A 19,361-nucleotide genomic window follows, 5' to 3' on the forward strand; every position below is an offset into this window, starting at 1 on the left:
CTGATGCCATTTATGCGGTTGATTCGGAGTCCTGCTTACGTCACACAGCCCGGAGGCTTAACGGAATTGGCGTAAAAAACGCAGGTCGTTTTCGAAGAACATGCGTAAATCTTTTACGCCATAGCGCAGCATGGCCAGGCGTTCAACACCCAGCCCAAACGCAAAGCCACGATATTCTTCGGCATCGATACCGCAATGCTCGAACACTTTAGGGTGCACCATTCCACACCCCATTACTTCCAACCATTTAATACTGCCATCGGGCTCACGCCCCCACTCAATATCCACCTCTGCAGACGGCTCAGTGAACGGGAAATAGGAGGGACGGAAACGTACTTTCAGGTCCCGCTCGAAGAAAACCCGGAGAAACTCTTCTACAGTGCTCTTAAGATCCGCAAAGCTGACATTCTTCTCAATCAGCAGGCCTTCAACCTGATGAAACATCGGGGTATGCGTTATATCGGAGTCACACCGGTATACCCGGCCAGGACAGATCATCCGGAAAGGCGGCTTACCCGCTTCCATTGTCCGGATCTGAACAGGTGAAGTGTGAGTGCGTAACAACGTACCCGGATTGAAATAGAAAGTATCGTGCATAGCACGCGCCGGGTGATGCCCTGGAATATTAAGGGCCTCGAAGTTATGATAGTCATCTTCGATTTCCGGCCCCTGCTCCACGCTGTAACCGGCGCGGGAAAAAATCTCTTCAATACGCTGCAGGGTACGAGTAACCGGGTGCAAACCACCCAGATCCTGGCCTCGGCCTGGCAAGGTTACATCAATAGACTCGCTGGCAAGCTTCGCCTCAATGGCGGACTTTTCCAGGTCCGCACGACGAGCATTGATCGCCTGCTCAACCTGCCCCTTGGCTTCATTGATTTTCTGGCCTGCGGCAGGTCGTTCTTCCGCTGAAAGCTTACCCAGAGTTTTTGCTTGCTGGGTAATCACCCCTTTTTTACCGAGGTATTCCACGCGAATTTGATCAAGCGCCTGAAGATTGTCCGCAAGTTCTACTGCGTGCAACCCGTCCTGAACCAATTGTTCCAGGTTTTCCATTGACCCTGCTCCAAACCAGAAATGGGGTAGGTTAAAACAAAAATAGGGGAAGAGCGTGCCCTTCCCCTATTCAGGAGGTGCCGTCATGAAATCATGAGGCACCGTGATCGATCAGTAACCGATGAAAGAGCTTAAGCGATCACAGGGATGCTTTGGCCTTCTCAACCACTGCAGCAAAAGCTTGCTGCTCGTTCATGGCCAGATCAGCCAGAACCTTACGATCGATTTCAACATTCGCTTTTTTCAGGCCAGCGATCAGACGGCTGTATGACAGACCGTTTGCACGCGCACCAGCGTTGATACGAACAATCCACAAAGCGCGGAAAGCACGTTTACGGTTGCGACGGTCACGGTAAGCGTATTGACCGGCCTTGATAACCGCTTGCTTGGCAACGCGGAATACACGACTACGAGCGCCGTAATAACCCTTGGCCTGCTTGAGAATCTTCTTGTGACGACGACGTGCTACCACGCCACGTTTTACACGAGCCATATTTTAATCCTTCTACCTTATATACCTGATCAGGAAGTTAGCGGCTGAATCAGCACGCCGTCATACGCTTGATTGAAGCCACATCGGACTTGGCAATCAGCTTGGTGCCACGCAGCTGACGCTTACGCTTCGGGCTCTTCTTGGTCAGGATATGACTGGTGAAGGACTGCTTGTGCTTGAAGCCGGTAGCGGTTTTCTTGAACCGCTTGGTAGCTCCACTCTTAGTTTTCATCTTAGGCATTTTTAAAACTCCGCATTCTATTTTTTAATAAAACAATTGTGTCCCTGAACGACAAATCCCCCGCTACTGCGGGGGACCCATCAGAGGATCAGGTCACTTCTTTTTGCGGGGAGCCACAATCATGGTCATCTGCCGGCCTTCCATTTTAGGCCGCATCTCAACCGTTGCGATCTCTTCAAGATCCGTTTCGATCCGATTCATGAGCTTCATACCAATTTCCTGGTGTGCCATCTCACGGCCACGGAAACGAATCGTAATCTTGCCTCGGTCCCCGGCTTCAAGGAAACGTATCAGGTTGCGTAGTTTTACCTGATAATCCCCTTCTTCAGTTCCTGGACGGAACTTAAGCTCTTTGACCTGCGTCTGCTTTTGCTTCTTCTTGGCAGCCGCCTTGGCTTTCTTCTCTTCGAAGATCTTCTTGCCGTAATCCATTATTTTACAGACGATCGGATCGGAATCCGTAACCTGTACCAGATCAAGGGTAGCCTCTTCCGCCATGCGAATAGCATCCTCAATTGGAACAACACCAACCTGATTGCCTTCGGCATCGATCAAGCGGACTTCAGTTGCGTCAATATTCTCATTGATAGGCGCTTTTGGAGTGCGCCCACCCCGATTCGTTCGCTGTTTAATAATCAGATCTCCGTTTTGGTTTTGCCTTTGCGTTGAATGTCATCAGCCAATAGCTGTTCAAACGCTTCAAGCGATAGAGTCCCTAAATCTTCACCTTTACGGGTGCGTACTGCAACCGCATTGTTTTCGATTTCTTTATCGCCAACGACGACAAGATAGGGAACCTTGTTAAGAGTATGCTCGCGGATTTTAAAGCCGATCTTCTCGTTTCTCAAGTCAGCATTAACCCGATATCCCAAAGAATCCCATTTTTTGGCCAATTTCTGACAGTAGTCACGCTGATTATCGGTAATATTCAGCACCGCAACCTGCGTTGGCGCCAGCCAAGCGGGAAATGCACCTTCGTATTCTTCAATCAGTATACCGATAAACCGCTCAAAAGACCCGAGAACTGCACGATGCAGCATAACTGGAGTCTTCCGTTCGGAATTATCAGCCACATACTGGGCGCCTAAGCGTCCAGGCATTGAAAAATCTACCTGAATAGTACCGCACTGCCATACTCGGCCGATACAGTCCTTCAGCGAAAATTCAATTTTCGGACCATAGAAAGCACCCTCGCCCGGCAACAACTCCCAGTCAACACCTGCGCGATTCAACGCTTCTTCAAGAGCCGCTTCAGACTTATCCCAAACTTCGTCTGAACCTACGCGCTTCTCTGGGCGGGTCGATAGTTTATAAAGAATCTCGCTGAACCCGAAGTCTGCATAAACCTCATGCAACAAATGAATGAAGGAAGACACCTCATCCTGAATTGCATCTTCCTCACAGAAAATATGAGCGTCGTCCTGTGTAAACCCACGCACGCGCATCAGGCCATGCAACGCACCAGAAGCCTCGTTACGGTGGCAGGAGCCAAACTCCGCCAGTCGTAAAGGAAGATCCTTATAACTTTTCAGGCCCTGATTGAACACTTGCACATGGCAAGGGCAGTTCATTGGCTTAATTGCGTAATCGTGCTTTTCGGACTCGGTGGTAAACATGGCATCCTGGAATTTATCCCAGTGCCCGGACTTTTCCCAAAGCGTACGGGCAACCACCTGAGGTGTTCTGATTTCTTTGTAACCATGATCGTGGAGCTTACCACGCATGTACTGTTCGATTTCCTGATACAGAGACCAGCCATCCGGATGCCAAAAAACCATGCCTGGTGACTCTTCCTGCATATGGAACAGCTTCAGTTTCTTACCAATCTTTCGGTGATCACGCTTTTCAGCCTCTTCCAGGCGATTCAGGTACGCCTTGAGGTCTTTCTTGTTGCCCCACGCGGTGCCGTAAACACGCTGTAACTGCTCATTGTTATGATCACCACGCCAGAAAGCCCCGGCTACCTTGGTCAGCTTAAACGCTTTGAGTTTGCCAGTGCTTGGTACGTGAGGGCCGCGACACAAATCAACAAAATCACCCTGACGATAGAATGATAAGTCTTCATCACCAGGAATATCCTCGATGATCTGAACTTTATATTCCTCACCCATGTCTTCGAACAGCTTGATCGCGTCAGCGCGAGACATAACAGAACGGGAAACAGGAATATCTTGCTTTGCCAGCTCTTCCATCCGCTTTTCAATACGTGCCAGATCTTCATTGGTGAAGGGGCGGTCGTACTTAAAATCGTAGTAAAAGCCGTTATCCACAACCGGCCCAATCGTTACCTGAGCTTCGGGAAATAATTCTTTCACCGCCATCGCCAAAAGGTGCGCTGTGGAGTGACGAACGACATCTACGCCGTCTTCATCACGCTCCGTCACAATGGCAAGTTCAGCATCGTTTTCAATCAGGTAACTGGTATCTACAAGCCGGCCGTCCACTTTGCCCGCCAGAGCAGCCTTTGCCAGGCCTGCACCAATATCGGCGGCTACATCGTGAACAGTAACGGGTTCTGCAAAACTGCGGTGACTGCCATCAGGCAGTGTAATGACGGGCATGGGACTCTCCTGGGGGTTCTCAGCGGTGATCTATACCAAAGATCACATGGTTGCCAGCATCCGCGACACAAACCGCGGGCTGATTCAGGGAGGGAGTTTAACAGAAAAAAGCCCGGCAACAATGCCGGGCTTTTACTAACATCCTGCTATCGCAGCTATGCAAGCTGGGGTTGCGCATCCTCCCTTGCTTTGCGTTTTAACTGGCCAAAGGCCACAAACCCCAGAAGAAGAAGCGCCGGGATGAACACCAATTCTCTGGGCGGCCGATCAAGTTGCGCCTGAACCGCTTCAATGCCCCATCCAAACTCAATACCAGCTTTCTCTGCCGCGCTACCAAAGTTGACGAAATCTACGGCCAGAGTTCCGTCAAATTCCGACACCTCAAGCCCGGCGGCAGCCAAACGCTCTGCCCCGGTATCACCTGCAGGCATTTCAAGCTGAACGTAAGTTGTTACATCGCTGCCATCAATCGACATTCCAGACACCCTGAACACGACCGACTGATCAACCGGCACCGTTTCCACATACTCCATGATTGCGGCGCCGTGGCGCTCCTCATGAGGCGGGTAAACCATGTCCCAGAAGTACCCGGGGCGGAACAGGGCAAATGTGATCAGCAACAAGGCCAGAGTTTCCCACCAGCGAGTTTTGGTAAACCAATAACCCTGTGTGGCCGCTGAGAATACCAACATAGCCGTCACCGCACTTGCCACGGTAACAAGCAGATCCAGCCACCCCGTCAGACCTATCAGCAACAACTGGGTATTGAAGATAAACATGAAAGGCAAAATGGCCGTTCGAATGTCGTAGGTGAAGCCTTGAATACCGGTTCGTATAGGATCCGCACCGGAAATGGCGGCCGCCGCATAGGCGGCCAGACCAACGGGCGGCGTATCATCCGCCAGAATCCCGAAATAGAACACGAACAAGTGAACCGCTATCAACGGAACCAACAAGCCGTTTTCAGCCCCCAGCGTCACAATAACAGGGGCCATCAACGTCGAGACAACGATGTAGTTTGCGGTGGTTGGCAACCCCATCCCCAAAACCAGACTGATGACCGCCGTAAACAGAAGCATCAGAAGCAAATTGCCGCCTGATAAAAACTCCACAAACTGAGTCATTACCAACCCGATACCTGTCAAGGTAACCGTACCGACAACAATGCCCGCTGTAGCTGTTGCCACACCGATCCCAACCATATTCCGCCCACCTGTAGCGAGCGAGTGGAACAGATCAGATACACCGCCAACAAACTCACCCGTCAGCCCCCCGTGACTGCGGAAGAACGCCTTTAAAGGCCGCTGAGTGATGACAATAAAGACCATGAACAAAGTTGCCCAGAAAGCTGACAACTGGGGAGAAAAACGCTCAACTGTGAGGCACCAAACCAACACAACAACCGGAAGCAAGTAATACAACCCCGTCTTTACGGTTGGCGCCACCTCGGGGAGCTCGCCCATCGCCTTTTCAGGGTCATCCACCTCTAATTCAGGAAACTTTGTGGCATAACCCACCAAGCCACCATAGATGATCAGCAGAGCTGCCCCCAGAATCCAGGTAGCCGCCGAACCAAAATAGCCTTTCGTCCAGCCAATGCCGTAATAAACAACAACCGTCAGGATGAACAATCCAAGGATAACCACCACCCAATTCAGCATCCGCTGAGCAAGACTTGGGCGATTCAATCGCTCAATACCCTCCATCTTCAGCTTGCAGGCTTCAAGATGAACAATATAGACCAGCGCCACATAAGAAATGAGAGCCGGCAGAATGGCATGCTTTATGACTTCCAGATATGAAATACCAACATATTCCACCATCAGGAAGGCTGCGGCCCCCATAATCGGAGGTGTCAGCTGGCCATTTGTAGACGCAGCGACTTCAACAGCACCCGCTTTGGTGGCAGGAAAACCCACCCGTTTCATCAGAGGGATAGTAAACGTACCTGTGGTTACCACGTTGGCAATAGAAGAACCAGAGATCACGCCGCTCAGTCCGCTAGACACAACCGCCGCTTTGGCTGGCCCCCCCTTCATATGCCCAAGCATGGCGTAAGCCACTTTTATAAAGTAGTTACCCGCCCCGGCACGCTCCAGCAGCGCACCAAACAGTACAAACAAAAATACAAAACTTGTGGATACTCCCAAAGCGACACCAAACACGCCCTCCGTCCCCAACCACTGATGGGAAGAAAGCTTATTCAGGCTAACGCCTTTGTGGGAGATGACATCCGGCATATAAGGGCCTGCAAGGGAATACCCGATAAACACAGCCGCCACAACGGTTAAAGGTAAACCAAGAGCCCTGCGCGTTGCCTCAAGCAACAACACCAAACCGCCTAGCGCCACCCAAAGATCCTGAGTAATCGGGGCACCGGGACGTTGAGAAAGCTGATCATAGAAGACATATAGATACGACGCCGCAGCAGCCGCAGCAGCCGCTAGAACCCAGTCGTAAACGGGCACCTTCGTGGAGTGCACGCCTTTAAACATAGGGAAGGCTGAAAAGGCCAGAAACACAGCAAACGCCAAATGGATTGAGCGTGCTTCTGTAGAGTTAAATATACCGAAATTCAGAACAAACGGCAGTGGTGATGCAATCCAGAGCTGAAACAAAGACCAGCAAACCGGAATAATAAAGAGGATTGCAGCCGCAGGCCCGACAAGCGCCCTGCCTCCGGTTTCCGTCTGCAATACCTGCTCAATCTTGGCAGCATCCACACTCGCACCGGTACCGGAGTCATTCTTTGCCATGGAATGTACCTGTGATGTGAAGATAACCTGATGGAATCAATGGGGCAGGCTTATGCCTGCCCCATTACTTGCGTGCTTTGCTGATTACTCGATCAGACCAGCTTCGCGATAGTACTTGGCTGCACCTGGGTGCAAAGGCGCACTCAGCGCATCGGAAACCATTTCTTCTTTCTTCAGGTTAGCAAAGGCAGGATGCAGGCGTTTGAAGCTATCGAAGTTTTCAAATACCGCCTTAACGACTGCATATACCACATCATCGGGTACGTCAGTTGATGAAACAAACGTTGCTGCCACACCGAATGTAGTGACATCTTCATCTGTTCCACGGTACATGCCACCAGGGATAACGGCTTTTCGGTAGTATGGGTTATCTGAAATCAGCTTTTGGCTAGCTTTGTTATCTACGTTAACGACCACACTGTCGCAGGAAGTGGTCGCTTCTTTAATCGCACCGGAAGGGTGACCAACTGTGTAGAAGAAAGCGTCGATATTACCATCACACAGAGCCTGAGATTGCTCAGCAGCTTTGATTTCCGCAGCCAGGGCGAACTTATCCAGCCCCCAGCCCATCTCCTTCATCAAAACTTCAGCGGTAGCACGTTGACCTGAACCAGGGTTACCAACTGAGACGCGCTTACCTTCAAGGTCTTCAAAGTTTTTAATACCGGAGCCTTTACTGGCGATCACGGTGAATGGTTCTGGGTGCAGGGAGAAAACAGCTCGCAGCTTCTCGTTTTTACCAGCTTCTTCGAACTGGCTAGTGCCATTGTAGGCATGATACTGCCAGTCAGATTGAGCAACGGCCAGATCAAGCTCTCCAGCCCGAATGGCGTTCAGGTTATAAACTGAACCACCCGTACTCTCAACAGAGCAACGAATACCGTGCTCTTTACGGTCCATATTAACCAGACGGCAAATAGCGCCACCAGCCGGGTAATAAACGCCGGTCACGCCACCCGTACCGATCGTGACGAAACGCTGATCTTGGGCTGAAACAGAAGTAGATGCCGCTCCCAGGCTAACAACGGCGGCTACGGCCATTGCGGACGCTTTGAGTTTCAGTGTCATGAGTGTTTCCTTTTCTTGGTCATTATGGGGAATAGCCCATGCATTTATGCATGGCAAATCTCTCACACACATCAGAACATAGAACACTTCGAGCCATAAATAAAGCAAGGGTTAGCACGCTAACCAACTGAACAGAAAACAAAAAAGCCCGCAAATGCGGGCTCTTAAAGGGTTTCAGGCTGTAATCAAGACTTGGCAGCCCTTGCTTTGGCCAACATCTTATCCGGCCTCAACAGGAATCGAGCCAAGGCTGGCAACAACCAGATTGCGCCCACCATATTCCACAGGAACATGAAGAACAGCAAGAAGCCCATATCAGCCTGGAACTTAATCGGTGAGAAAATCCAGGTCACTACACCAAGCCCAAGCGTTACACCGGTAAAGATAACAGCCTTACCAGTAGAGCGCAGAGTTTCGTAGTACGCATCCTGCAGCGTTTTGCCTTCCAACAGGAACTGCTCAAGCTTGCTATAGATATAGATGCCATAATCCACACCAATACCGACACCCAGAGCAATAACCGGCAGAGTCGCCACCTTAATGCCAATCCCAGACACCGCCATAATGGCCTCACAAAGGACAGAGGTCAGCCCCAGAGGAATGACAATACATGCTACCGCACGCAACGACCGGAAGGTCAGGAAGCAAAGTAAACTAACCACACCGTAAACCAGCAACAACATAATATCCTTGGCGCCGGAAATAACTTCGTTGGTAGCAGCCTCAATACCTGCATTACCCGCTGCCAGCAAGAAAGTGTGCTCCTCATTGCTATTGGCACCGGCAAACACCTCTACACGATCAATAACTGTCTGCAGAGTCTCCGCTTTGTGGTCTTCCAGAAACACCAATACAGGAGTCAGGTCACAACTGGTATTGATCAGGCCGGCAGGTGCATCACGAATAGAGGCATTGATAATTGTCTGGTTTCGGGAAATCTCAAACCACTTCCAGTTACCTTCGTTAAGCGCCTTGGTAACCAGTTTGGACACATCGGCAAGAGAGGCGGAACCTTGAACACCCGGCGTATTCTGAAGTTCCCACTGCAAGGTATCCATCGCCCGAAGCACGTTATACTGGGTACACTGCTCTTCAGCCGTTTTCACCATAACAACCAGAACGTCCGCACTGGTGGAGTAGTTATTGATGATGTAAGCGTTATCTTTGTTGTACCGGGAGTCCGCTCGAAGCTCAGGCGCGCCCTGATCAAGATCGCCTACTTTTAGGTCCTGCTTGTAATACATGCCCAGGCCAAGCCCTATCACCGCAATCAGCAAGGAGATAGGCGCGACACCAGGATGAGAGAAATACGACAGAACACGCCATTTCCGGTCCTGTTTCTCGCCATGATTCTGAACATGGCGCACACCGCCTTTGGAAATACCCACGTAAGACATGATGAGTACGTGCAGTACCAGATTGGTGATGATAACGAATGCGACACCCAGACCGGCGGCAACCGCAAGGTCACGGATAACGTCGATCTCGATGAACACCAGCGTAAGGAACCCCATAGCGTCAGAAATCAGCGCCAGCATGCCCGGAATATACAGCGCCCGGAACGCAAGACGTGCAGAGGTAACTGCGTCAAAACCCTTGGCAGCCTCAACAGCCATTGCGTTGACAATCTGTACACCGTGACTGATGCCAATAGCGAATACCAGAAACGGAACCAGCACGGAGTATGGGTCCAGGCCGTAACCCAGTAGTTTCAGCGTACCCAATTGCCAGAACACCGCAATAATGGAGGTAAATACCGGCACCAGGGTTCCAGCGATACAGCGGGAGTACCAGAACAACAGAAGCGTGGTCAAAAGAATGGTAATTCCCGCAAACCACGCGATAGAACCAATCCCTTCAATCAGGTCACCCACTTTTTTGGCAAAGCCAACAACGTGGATACTGATGTCCGGATTTTGCTCTTGGTATTTACTGCGGATTTTTTCTTCCAACTGACGAGAGAACTCTGCGTAATCCAGTGCCTCGCCGGTTTCAGGATTTTTCTCGTACAGCGGTGCATAAACGATAGTGGAACGGAAATTATCAGAAATCAGACGACCGACTTCATTCGAACGAAGTACGTTCTGTCGCAACTGTTCCAAACTGTCCCGCGACCCATCATAACCATCAGGAATAACGGTACCGCCTTGGAAACCTTGTTCCGTTACCTCTACCCAACGGACATTTGATGTCCAGAGAGATTTCAGGCCAGAACGATCCACACCGTTAAGATAAAACATCTCGTCGGTGATCTGTTTCAGGGTCTCCATATATTCGGGGGTAAAGATGTCACCCTCTTCAACAGCAACCGCAATACGTACAAAGTTGCCCAGATTTTCCAGATCATCCCGGTGGTCGAGCATATTAACAATGTACGGATGCTCCAGAGGTATCATCCGCTCAAAGCTGGCATCCGGCTGAATTTTTATGGCGTTATAGCCAAGAAACAGTGTCAGCACTACGAACGCGAGAAGAATCAGCGCCCGGTTATTAAAAAGCAAACGCTCAAGAAACGGCTCCGCTTTTGGCGTTGCCAGGTAATGTTCACCCCTGTCATGCATCGGGTCAGACATTAATAAGCCCTCTATCCATTAATCCGTTGATGCCACACCAGGGCGTTATTTAAGATTCCGGCCGCGAGAATCGGTGAACTTCACACCACCCTCACCCACCAGCAAAAGATTGGTTCCTGACAACGGAACCACCCCCATGACACTCTCCCGATCGTTTCGGAAGTATGCGCGAAAGCTCTCTCCACCGTTGGCGCTCATCAATACAGCACCACCGTTTCCTACCAGAATGATTCGGCCATCGTCTGCCACAACAGCATTATTCAATGTGGCATTACCTTCATTTGGAACTACTTTCCAGCTACGCCCCAGATCATTTGAGCTGATGGTTGTGCCACGCAACCCAAAGGCCAGTATCTCATTGACACGTCCGGTACCGCTCACCCCGAACAAAGAACCAGGGTACGGGCTTTCGCGCATTTCCCAGGTAGCCCCGTTGTCTACAGACACGTGAATCTGACCCGCTTCACCCACGATCACCAAAGCTCCGCCTGTTACCTGAGCAATGCTGTTGTAATGGAAGTTTTGTGGGTTCTCAATGTTAGGAGACCAGTCCTGCCAGGAATCACCACCGTCCTCGGTTCGCAGAATCATGCCGTAAGCACCCACCGCGAACCCGTGCTTATCGTTTTCAAACCATACATCAAGCAGCGGGTTTACCGGACCGATTTCAAGATCAGATTCAGCATTTTGAAGTGCAAAAAGAAGGTCATCCAGCGCCCACTCCAGATCATCTTTCTGATCCTCTGGAGCCTGATCAATCTGCTCTTCCAGCTCAGCAACTTGCTCTTCCTTACTCTCAATGCTCAGGGCTGCGGCCTTGAGACCATCAAATTGCAGCTCCCAGCTGGCCCCGGCATCTGAAGAGTGCAGAAGAACACCGCTATGCCCCACAGCCCAACCATGACTGTCGCTACCAAAATCCACCGCGTTCAGGGTAACGGACACAGGTACTTCCGCCTGGCTCCAAGTTGCGCCTTCATCATCGGAATAAATGATGTGTCCCCGCTCGCCAACCGCCACAATGCGGTCTCCTGCCCGGGTCACGTCATTTAGCAACGATTCCGTAGCCAGCTCTGTAGCTCTGGCCGGAACGTCGATGATATCTGTCAGCGCAAACGCTGCAGGTGCCGCCAATGCCATGGAGAGGCCTAAACAGGCGGAACCCAGTGTCTCGCACATGAACCTATTAGCCATTCAGATTGCCTTTACGTTGATTAAATCGTGAAGTGCCTGCCGCAGATAACCGCAGCTTTTGTAAATGAACCGGCAGCCCTCTGGCCGCCGGTCTACTCAATACCCCCCAGGGCGCCAGGTTTTTGAACCCCAGCGCGCACAGATCAGCGCACACTACGTCTGCGAAGAGAAGCTGGTGAGAAGTATCGTTTATTCGGAACTTCGTCAGTGAACACACGTGTGTTCGGTTCTTCGGTGTCCAGCCCTAATACGTGGTAACGGCGAGCCTGAAGGTCGTGATAGACATCCAGAACCGTCCAGACACCCGGCAGTTCATAATAGTTTTTGGGGAGCCCCATGGTTACACGCCACAGGTCGCCACGACCGTCGTATTGATCCAGCAGCACGGTATTCCAGCTATCAACATCCACGTAGAAACGACGCTTGCCGTAAATGTGGCGCTCACCCTTTTTGAGATTCGCTTCCACAACATGCACCCGGTGCAGCTCCCAGCGGGTCATATCCGGATTTATGTGAGACACGCCCAGAATGTCAGAGTACGGTGTGCCTTTTTCACCAATCCGATAGTTGTTGTACGGAATATAGATTTCTTTCACACCTTCATAGTTCCAGGTGTAGCGATCCATAGCACCGTTAAAGATATCGGTATCATCAGCAGTGCGCAGGTTGTCTGCAGCCGCAATCGGCGAGTCATATCCAAGGTTAGGGGCACGACGAACGCGGCGCTGGCCAGCGTTATATCCCCAGCCGTTACGTGGGTTAATGATCTGGTTCAGAGTTTCGTGAATCAGAATCGCCCCACCAGCCAGACGTGGGGGTGACTGGGTAAAAGAAAGGTAGTAAAAAATAATGTTATCCAGGTCTTTCTCACTGCCTTCCGGGTTATAGAAGTTAAAGAACACTTCCTGCTGAGATGTCACCAAACCGTAATCGCCATTGCTCTGAACCGCCACCTCACTACTACGGCGAGTAGCACTGATCCCGCGCCAACGGGTCAGGTGATTCCAGATCACTTGCCAGGCTTTCTCTTCATTAGTTCCGTGAAGAATTGGGAAGGGATAACCGCCAAAAGCGCCCTTTATACCTTCTGATTCACCGACAATTTCGGCCTTTACAGCGTTCTTTTTGGTGTTTTCAGCCACCCAGTCTGGTATCGCATGAGTACGGCGTGACTGGTAAACCGGGACACGGAAAGTCGTTGGGTAGGTTTCAAGCAGGGCTTTGACGCCATCCGTGAGATATTCACTGTATTGCTCCATGTTAGAAGCATTGATAGTGAACAGTACCTTATCGTCCGGGAACGGATTGATATGATGCTGCCCGGAGCCCTGATAACCGGCTGGCGCCTCTGTGAGTCCTCCAGTCCATGCAGGGATAGTACCTGCTTCGTTACCGGCTTTCTCTGAACCAAATGGCGTTAAATCTTTACCTAAGCGCGCAGCCTCCCAGGATGAAACCGCAGCGGAAACGGGTGACGCAGCAAATGACAAAGCCAGAAGCCCACCCAGGAATACGTTTTTTTTGTATCTCATTATGTAACCTTAAATGCGTCTGAAAGCCTCTACAGGGCTTTGTTGTTATTGTCTGATACTGCACAGACTTTCCATCAGGTTAGCCGATTGAACAATAAAGTCTATCGATCAAAAGTGCGATTTTGTATCTGTCAGTGACACTACTCCCGAGCTATGGAACTCCAACAACCGCCAATGACCCTGCGTTTCAAACACGATCGCTGGCGGTTCCTGCACTATCGATTAATCAGACAGACTCTTGAGCACAACCTCGTACACATCCGGAGAAAGTTCACTCTTGCCCCGAACACACTCAAGCGCCGCCTTCATCTGCTGACCATAATGGGGTGCAAACTTCTTCCAGCGGGTCAACGGTGATATCAGACGAGCGGCAATCTGCGGGTTGCTGTCGTCCAAGCGGCATACCTGGTCGGCCAGGAACTGATAGCCACTGCCATCCGCCTTGTGAAAGGCCGCCAGATTTTGCCCTGCAAACGCTCCAACAACTGAGCGCACTTTATTTGGGTTCTTCCAGTCGAATGCCGGATGATCCAGTAACGTCTGAATTTGTGGCAATTGGCCCGCCTGATAGCTGGACGCCTGCACCGAAAACCACAACTCCACTACTTGAGGGTCATCAGAGTACTGTTCATAGAATGCTCTTAACGCCTGTTCGCGCTCATCTGCGAAATCAGAGTTTACCAGCGCCCTCAAAGCCCCCAACCGATCAGTCATGTTGTCGGCGCTACGGTACTGTTCAAGAGCAAAGGCGAGCCCTTGCTCATCCTTAATGTGCAGTAACCAAGCCAGGGCTGTGTTGCGCAGACTGCGCAGCGCGATGGCTTGAGGCGTCAGCTGATACTCACCTTCCGCACGACTGCGCTGATAACAACCCACCAGATCATCCCGAAGGGATTCTGCGAGATGAGTGAGTACTTTCTGACGCGCTGCGTAAATGGCCGGCACATCAGCCTGCTCAGACAGTTCTACAAGATATGCTTCAGATGGCAACAGCAGCATCTTCGCCACCAGAGCCTGATCCAGAGAGACATCGCTCAGAAGGTTGCGATAGGCACCTACCAGGCGAGGCTCTACTTCGGCCCCTTCAGGTGCTCCGATCAATGACTGAATGACATCCACCGCCAACCGCTGACCAGCATCCCAGCGATTGAAGCCATCAGGATCATGACTCATCAGGAACAATAACTGGTCACGACTCCATGGATACTGCACACGAACCGGTGCTGAGAAATTCCGGAGCAGGGAGGGTACTGGCCGCTCAGACAAACCGTGGAACTCAAAACTTTGCTCAGATTCAGTCAACTCCAGCACTCGCTCTTGCGGCCCATCCTGCTCAGCAGCGCTCAAGTTAAGAGGTAACGGCTCCCCTGCACGGCTGAGCAATCCCAGCGCAAATGGAATATGCTGCGGTTTTTTGCCAGTCTGACCCGGAGTATCCGGAACACTCTGACAGATATCCAGGCGATACACGCCACGATCTTCGTCATAGTGATCAGCTACCGTAACTACAGGTGTTCCTGCCTGCTCATACCAGAGACGGAACTGGCTCAGATCACGACCAGAGGCGTCCTCCATAGCCCGCACAAAGTCATCGGTGGTCACGGCCTGACCATCGTGACGCTCAAAATACAAATCACTGCCTTTGCGGAACAGATCATCTCCCAGCAGATGGTTAATCATCCGTACCACTTCAGCACCTTTCTCATAGATGGTCAGGGTGTAAAAGTTGGAGATTTCCATGTAGGAGGCCGGCCGCACCGGATGAGCCATTGGCCCGGCGTCCTCAGCAAACTGAGCCGTACGCAGCAGCGTGACATCCTCAATGCGTTTAACTGTCGGAGAACCCATGTCCGCAGAGAACTGCGCATCGCGGAACACCGTAAAGCCTTCTTTCAGACTCAGCTGAAACCAGTCCCGACAGGTAACCCGGTTGCCGGACCAGTTGTGAAAGTATTCATGCGCAACAATGGCTTCGATGCGCTGAAACGAAGCATCGGTCGCAGTGTTCTGACTCGCCAGAACGCAGGACGAATTAAAAATATTCAGCCCCTTATTTTCCATGGCCCCCATATTGAAGTCGTCCACAGCCACAATCATGAATATATCCAGATCGTATTCCCGGCCGTATACCTCTTCATCCCAACGCATGGCGCGTTTGAGCGAATCCATCGCAAAATCACACTTCTCGGCGTTGCGGGGCTCTACGTACATGCGCAGATCAATGGCGCGCCCCGAGCAAGTGGTGAAGGTATCCTTTTTTTCCACCAGATCACCTGCAACCAAAGCAAACAGATAAGCAGGTTTGGGGAACGGGTCTTCCCAGGTAACAAAGTGACGATCACCCGCGAGCTCACCCTGCTCAACCGGGTTACCGTTAGAGAGAAGGATGGGGTAGGCAGCTTTATCAGCCTCAATTCGAGTACGGAACATTGCCATCACATCCGGGCGATCCGGATAATAGGTGATACTGCGAAAGCCCTCTGCCTCGCATTGAGTACAGAACATCCCGGAGGACTTGTACAAACCTTCCAGACGCGTATTGTTCTGAGGCTCTATCCAGGTAACAACATTCAATTCAAACTGCGCAGGCACATTGGGAACAACCAATTTGTCGCCCTGATCATCGTAGGCCTCAGCGTCCAGAGGCAAGCCGTCCAGAGAGACCGATTCAAGCTTTAAGCTGTCGCCATCAAGCTCTAACGGAGCCTTACTCTGCACGCACTCAGGATTTCGACGCACGGTCATAGTGCTATGCACCCGGGCTCCGTTTTCAAACAATTCGAAGCGTAAATCCACGTGATCAACCAGATATGCGGGAACCTTGTATTCGTTCAGGTATATGGTTTGTGGCTGGCTGGTTCGCATTCATACTCTCCAAACAAATGACATGGCGGGCTCAGTCAAGAACCCGGAACCGGATCTCGTAGCCGGTATACTTTCGGATATTGATAACACCGGTATCGAGCATCAAGTACTGGCCCTTAATACCTTCGAGCAGCCCTTCCACTTCCGGAACTTTATCCAGATTATGAGTTTTCACTTTTGACGGCCAGACCTGCACCGGATAACCCAACTCAAGTGAGGGCTCAACGACAATGCGCAGACTGTCTTCACCGTGCTGCCGCTTCAACTCGGAGAGATCCGCCTCGATCAGCGCCAGTATCCGCTCACGTTCTTCGACCAGATTCAACTCTGGCACATCGCCTTTGAGCATAGCCCGCCAATTAGTGCGGTCTGCTACATGACTCTTGCAAACGACCTCCGCCAGTCCCGCCAAATAGCGGGTAGACACGCGAAGCATAGGAATGGCGTCCACCGCCCCCTGATCAATCCAGCGAGTGGGCACCTGGGTGCCCCGCGTAATACCGACTTTCAAACCACTGGAGTTTGCCAGATAAACAACATGCTCCACCATGCAATTGGCTTCGCCCCACTCTGGCTCCCGACATGTGCCCAGATGAAAGTGGCACTTCTCCGGACTCATTATGCAGCCATCGCAAGCGGCCAGTTTACGGAAGCACGGATAACAAAAGCCCTGATTGAAGCTCTTTTTAGTAGTGCGGTCACAATTAATGCAGCGGATCACACCATCAAAATCCAGACGGATCTTTTTGCCGACCAAGTCATTCAATGGAATTCGGGCGTCACCAACCGCCAGGGCGTATATGACCGGGTCACCAGCTTCTGCCGGCATTTTACGCAGGCGCCCGGTTACATCGATCAACTCACTCAAACCTTGACCTCAACAAACTGGTCGGGATCTGCCTCTTTATTCTCGCGGTCTTTCCGGAATTGCACCGACGGATCACAGGCCGTCCCGGCCTTTTCGCCACGATCCAAATACCCAACCCGTTCCTGTTCCGGGATATTGTGCTTGTTTTCGTAAAAAATAACGGCTTCCAGGCAGATTGCCCGCTGCTCTTGGGAAATGGCCCGACCGTCTGGCCACTTACCCAATTCAATGGCTTGCCTGAGATTGCGGTAAACAGCCGGATCCAGCCGCTCAATCAGCTCGTCATAGGTCATAACCCACCTCATGAAAATATGTTCATTGGAAATTCGGCAAATCCGTTTGACAAATGCAAATGATAACGATTACTATTCTATCACCAAGTGACACCGGTCGTATCATTTGGTCTCTCTCATCAGGAGCTATACGCTCTTTTCAGCCTCACCTTTCGGTGGGGCTTTTTTTATTAGGCGGCATCACCAACGCTACAACCAGCCCTGCAAGGAAACCTCCAAGGTGCGCCTCGTTCGCAATGCTCCCCAGCCCTATCCACTCAGGAATAGGTGTAAAGCCCACGACCATCCACACCAATGCAAAGGTAACCAAAGCCGGCGGAAACTGAAATCTCGGGCGCCGCTGCTGACTCAACCAGCAGTATCCCAAAATACCGTAAACAACACCCGACAAACCGCCAAACAAGGGCCCTGACACAAGGTACTGAAGCACATTTGAAACCAGACTGCTGGCGACAAATAGGGCGATCAAACGGGCGCGCCCGTCCATCCATTCAACCTGACTTCCGAGAAACCAGAGCATCACGGAATTAAAAATGATATGAGTCCAACTAAAGTGCAGGAAGTCTGGTGTAATCATGCGCCAGACTTGCCCGGCGGCCAAGGTTGAGGCCAGCGCTTCCACTCGCCCCTGAAGGGTCTCGAAGGCTTCCCAGGGGAATAGCCTGGGATCTACAGCCATCATCTGCACGGTCAGGGCATTTTTCCCCATTCCCGTCAGCCAAACCATGATTAACGCCAAAGCAATGACAGCTATTACGAAAGGCGCGTGCCGGGGCCCGGGTTGCCAACGGCCATCCGGGGTAATTGGAGAAGATATCGGGTTATCCAAACTCACCTCACTGTGGGTTATCGCGCCACGCTGTCTTCACTGACAGGGTAGTCCGAAAGATCCGGTCGACTGACATCTACCCAGACAAATTTATCTTTGGACAGCACTTTTTCGTCATCCATTCGATACGCCACCATCCTGCCGTACTTCACCGCACTGTAATCAATGCAGGCTACATTCTGTTTCAAGGGCGCAGGTTCACTATCCATCCAGTAGTGCCCGACGAATACCGGAGGTGCATCCAATGGGTAAGTAATCAGCTGAGCTCGTTCGTCCTCAGTTAACGTCATCCTCGCCACCTCTGGCGGCAGCGGATCCGGCTGAAAGACTACATCTGCATAGGTCTGAGGATTGTCAGCCCAAAATTTGGTGCGAAAGAACTCTCGGGTATAGCCATCACGCCCGGTAATCTTGACGCCTTCAGGCAAACGCAGGTCTGTCCCCCTGAGTAATGTATCCATAACCTGCCCCGCAAACGATTCAATCGCCGCAGACGCATGAAGAAAATCTTCGTCAATGCACGCTCCGCCCTGGCTCTCTCGGAACTGGTCAATCAAGCCCTGATCCCAGCATGCATGCACCGCCCGAAAGTTCTCTTCTTCAATAAACAGTGGAATGGAGTAAAACCACTCAAGAAATTCGTTCCACTCGTAAGGGTAGGCCTCAAACTGCTCCAGGGTTTCCTTGATCAGCCGGTCATGACGCGGGTTATGTTCCCTCAGGAATTGCTTGCCACTGCCAGGGCGGGCTCGGGTACAGTATCCAAGCGCATTGTATTCATGGTTACCCATAACAATCCGGGCAGCGCCACGCTCAACCATATCCCTGACCAGGTGCAGCGATTCACGGATTCTGGGGCCACGGTCAATAATGTCACCAATAAAAATAGCTTGGCGGCGCGGATGCTGATAAACCCCGTTCCGTTTGCGGTACCCCATTTGCTCCAGCAATTGCTCAAGGGTGTTCGCGCAACCGTGTATATCGCCAATAATATCGTAACCTCGGCTTGCAACTGCTTGGGCTCTCACCATA

15 protein-coding genes are annotated in these 19,361 nt (G+C 51.4%); all 15 read right to left on the bottom strand.

The genetic code is table 11. From position 1 onward, the window contains the following. Positions 1 to 57 precede the first annotated feature (57 nt). Positions 58 to 1,056: a phenylalanine--tRNA ligase subunit alpha gene (gene pheS, locus ABYA77_RS07055; RefSeq protein ID WP_372965249.1), complete on the bottom strand. Its 999-nt coding sequence runs from the start codon at positions 1,054 to 1,056 to the stop codon at positions 58 to 60. A 139-nt stretch (positions 1,057 to 1,195) separates the two neighbouring features. Further along, positions 1,196 to 1,549, bottom strand: a complete 354-nt coding sequence (gene rplT / locus ABYA77_RS07060; RefSeq protein WP_372965250.1) for a 50S ribosomal protein L20 — start codon at positions 1,547 to 1,549, stop codon at positions 1,196 to 1,198. A gap of 49 nt (positions 1,550 to 1,598) precedes the next feature. Continuing rightward, the gene (gene rpmI, locus ABYA77_RS07065) at positions 1,599 to 1,790 is read right to left on the bottom strand and encodes a 50S ribosomal protein L35 (protein WP_007151842.1); all 192 of its coding nucleotides are present in this window, start codon (positions 1,788 to 1,790) and stop codon (positions 1,599 to 1,601) included. A 93-nt stretch (positions 1,791 to 1,883) separates the two neighbouring features. After that, complete coding sequence (infC, locus tag ABYA77_RS07070) at positions 1,884 to 2,429, bottom strand: translation initiation factor IF-3 (protein WP_372965288.1); 546 nt, start codon at positions 2,427 to 2,429, stop codon at positions 1,884 to 1,886. Beyond that, positions 2,426 to 4,351, bottom strand: a complete 1,926-nt coding sequence (gene thrS / locus ABYA77_RS07075; RefSeq protein ID WP_372965251.1) for a threonine--tRNA ligase — start codon at positions 4,349 to 4,351, stop codon at positions 2,426 to 2,428. Before thrS ends, infC begins: the two co-directional genes overlap by 4 nt. Before the next feature lie 155 nt (positions 4,352 to 4,506). Beyond that, positions 4,507 to 7,107 carry a TRAP transporter permease gene (locus tag ABYA77_RS07080; RefSeq protein ID WP_372965252.1) on the bottom strand — a complete coding sequence of 867 codons (2,601 nt, stop codon included), beginning with the start codon at positions 7,105 to 7,107 and terminating at the stop codon, positions 4,507 to 4,509. Positions 7,108 to 7,191: 84 nt separating this feature from the next. Then, complete coding sequence (locus ABYA77_RS07085; RefSeq protein ID WP_372965253.1) at positions 7,192 to 8,175, bottom strand: TAXI family TRAP transporter solute-binding subunit; 984 nt, start codon at positions 8,173 to 8,175, stop codon at positions 7,192 to 7,194. Between the two features lie 185 nt (positions 8,176 to 8,360). Then, positions 8,361 to 10,748, bottom strand: a complete 2,388-nt coding sequence (locus ABYA77_RS07090) for an RND family transporter (RefSeq protein WP_372965254.1) — start codon at positions 10,746 to 10,748, stop codon at positions 8,361 to 8,363. 45 nt (positions 10,749 to 10,793) lie between these two features. Next, positions 10,794 to 11,942: a WD40/YVTN/BNR-like repeat-containing protein gene (locus ABYA77_RS07095; protein WP_372965255.1), complete on the bottom strand. Its 1,149-nt coding sequence runs from the start codon at positions 11,940 to 11,942 to the stop codon at positions 10,794 to 10,796. Positions 11,943 to 12,085: 143 nt separating this feature from the next. After that, entirely contained in the window at positions 12,086 to 13,474 is a 1,389-nt protein-coding gene (locus ABYA77_RS07100; protein WP_372965256.1) for a DUF1329 domain-containing protein, read from the bottom strand. Positions 13,475 to 13,696: 222 nt separating this feature from the next. After that, a complete protein-coding gene (gene pepN / locus ABYA77_RS07105) occupies positions 13,697 to 16,339 on the bottom strand; it encodes an aminopeptidase N (RefSeq protein WP_372965257.1) in 2,643 nt (880 codons plus the stop codon). Between the two features lie 31 nt (positions 16,340 to 16,370). Further along, positions 16,371 to 17,207, bottom strand: coding sequence for a DUF2797 domain-containing protein (locus ABYA77_RS07110; RefSeq protein ID WP_372965258.1), 837 nt, complete (start codon positions 17,205 to 17,207; stop codon positions 16,371 to 16,373). Next, positions 17,204 to 17,500, bottom strand: coding sequence for a YeaC family protein (locus ABYA77_RS07115; RefSeq protein WP_372965259.1), 297 nt, complete (start codon positions 17,498 to 17,500; stop codon positions 17,204 to 17,206). The genes ABYA77_RS07110 and ABYA77_RS07115 overlap by 4 nt, the downstream gene beginning before the upstream one ends. Before the next feature lie 145 nt (positions 17,501 to 17,645). Continuing rightward, positions 17,646 to 18,329: a rhomboid family intramembrane serine protease gene (locus tag ABYA77_RS07120; protein ID WP_372965260.1), complete on the bottom strand. Its 684-nt coding sequence runs from the start codon at positions 18,327 to 18,329 to the stop codon at positions 17,646 to 17,648. A gap of 17 nt (positions 18,330 to 18,346) precedes the next feature. Further along, complete coding sequence (locus ABYA77_RS07125; protein WP_372965261.1) at positions 18,347 to 19,360, bottom strand: metallophosphoesterase; 1,014 nt, start codon at positions 19,358 to 19,360, stop codon at positions 18,347 to 18,349. Position 19,361: the final 1 nt, after the last annotated feature.

This window comes from Marinobacter sp. (assembly GCF_041595835.1).
In the GTDB taxonomy this organism is placed as follows: Bacteria; Pseudomonadota; Gammaproteobacteria; order Pseudomonadales; family Oleiphilaceae; genus Marinobacter.

Coding starts and splice junctions, on each gene's coding strand:
- pheS (WP_372965249.1), bottom strand. CDS start 1,056: ATGGAAAACCTGGAACAATTGGTTCAGGACGGGTTGCACGCAGTAGAA.
- rplT (WP_372965250.1), bottom strand. CDS start 1,549: ATGGCTCGTGTAAAACGTGGCGTGGTAGCACGTCGTCGTCACAAGAAG.
- rpmI (WP_007151842.1), bottom strand. CDS start 1,790: ATGCCTAAGATGAAAACTAAGAGTGGAGCTACCAAGCGGTTCAAGAAA.
- thrS (WP_372965251.1), bottom strand. CDS start 4,351: ATGCCCGTCATTACACTGCCTGATGGCAGTCACCGCAGTTTTGCAGAA.
- ABYA77_RS07080 (WP_372965252.1), bottom strand. CDS start 7,107: ATGGCAAAGAATGACTCCGGTACCGGTGCGAGTGTGGATGCTGCCAAG.
- ABYA77_RS07085 (WP_372965253.1), bottom strand. CDS start 8,175: ATGACACTGAAACTCAAAGCGTCCGCAATGGCCGTAGCCGCCGTTGTT.
- ABYA77_RS07090 (WP_372965254.1), bottom strand. CDS start 10,748: ATGTCTGACCCGATGCATGACAGGGGTGAACATTACCTGGCAACGCCA.
- ABYA77_RS07095 (WP_372965255.1), bottom strand. CDS start 11,942: ATGGCTAATAGGTTCATGTGCGAGACACTGGGTTCCGCCTGTTTAGGC.
- ABYA77_RS07100 (WP_372965256.1), bottom strand. CDS start 13,474: ATGAGATACAAAAAAAACGTATTCCTGGGTGGGCTTCTGGCTTTGTCA.
- pepN (WP_372965257.1), bottom strand. CDS start 16,339: ATGCGAACCAGCCAGCCACAAACCATATACCTGAACGAATACAAGGTT.
- ABYA77_RS07115 (WP_372965259.1), bottom strand. CDS start 17,500: ATGACCTATGACGAGCTGATTGAGCGGCTGGATCCGGCTGTTTACCGC.
- ABYA77_RS07125 (WP_372965261.1), bottom strand. CDS start 19,360: ATGGTGAGAGCCCAAGCAGTTGCAAGCCGAGGTTACGATATTATTGGC.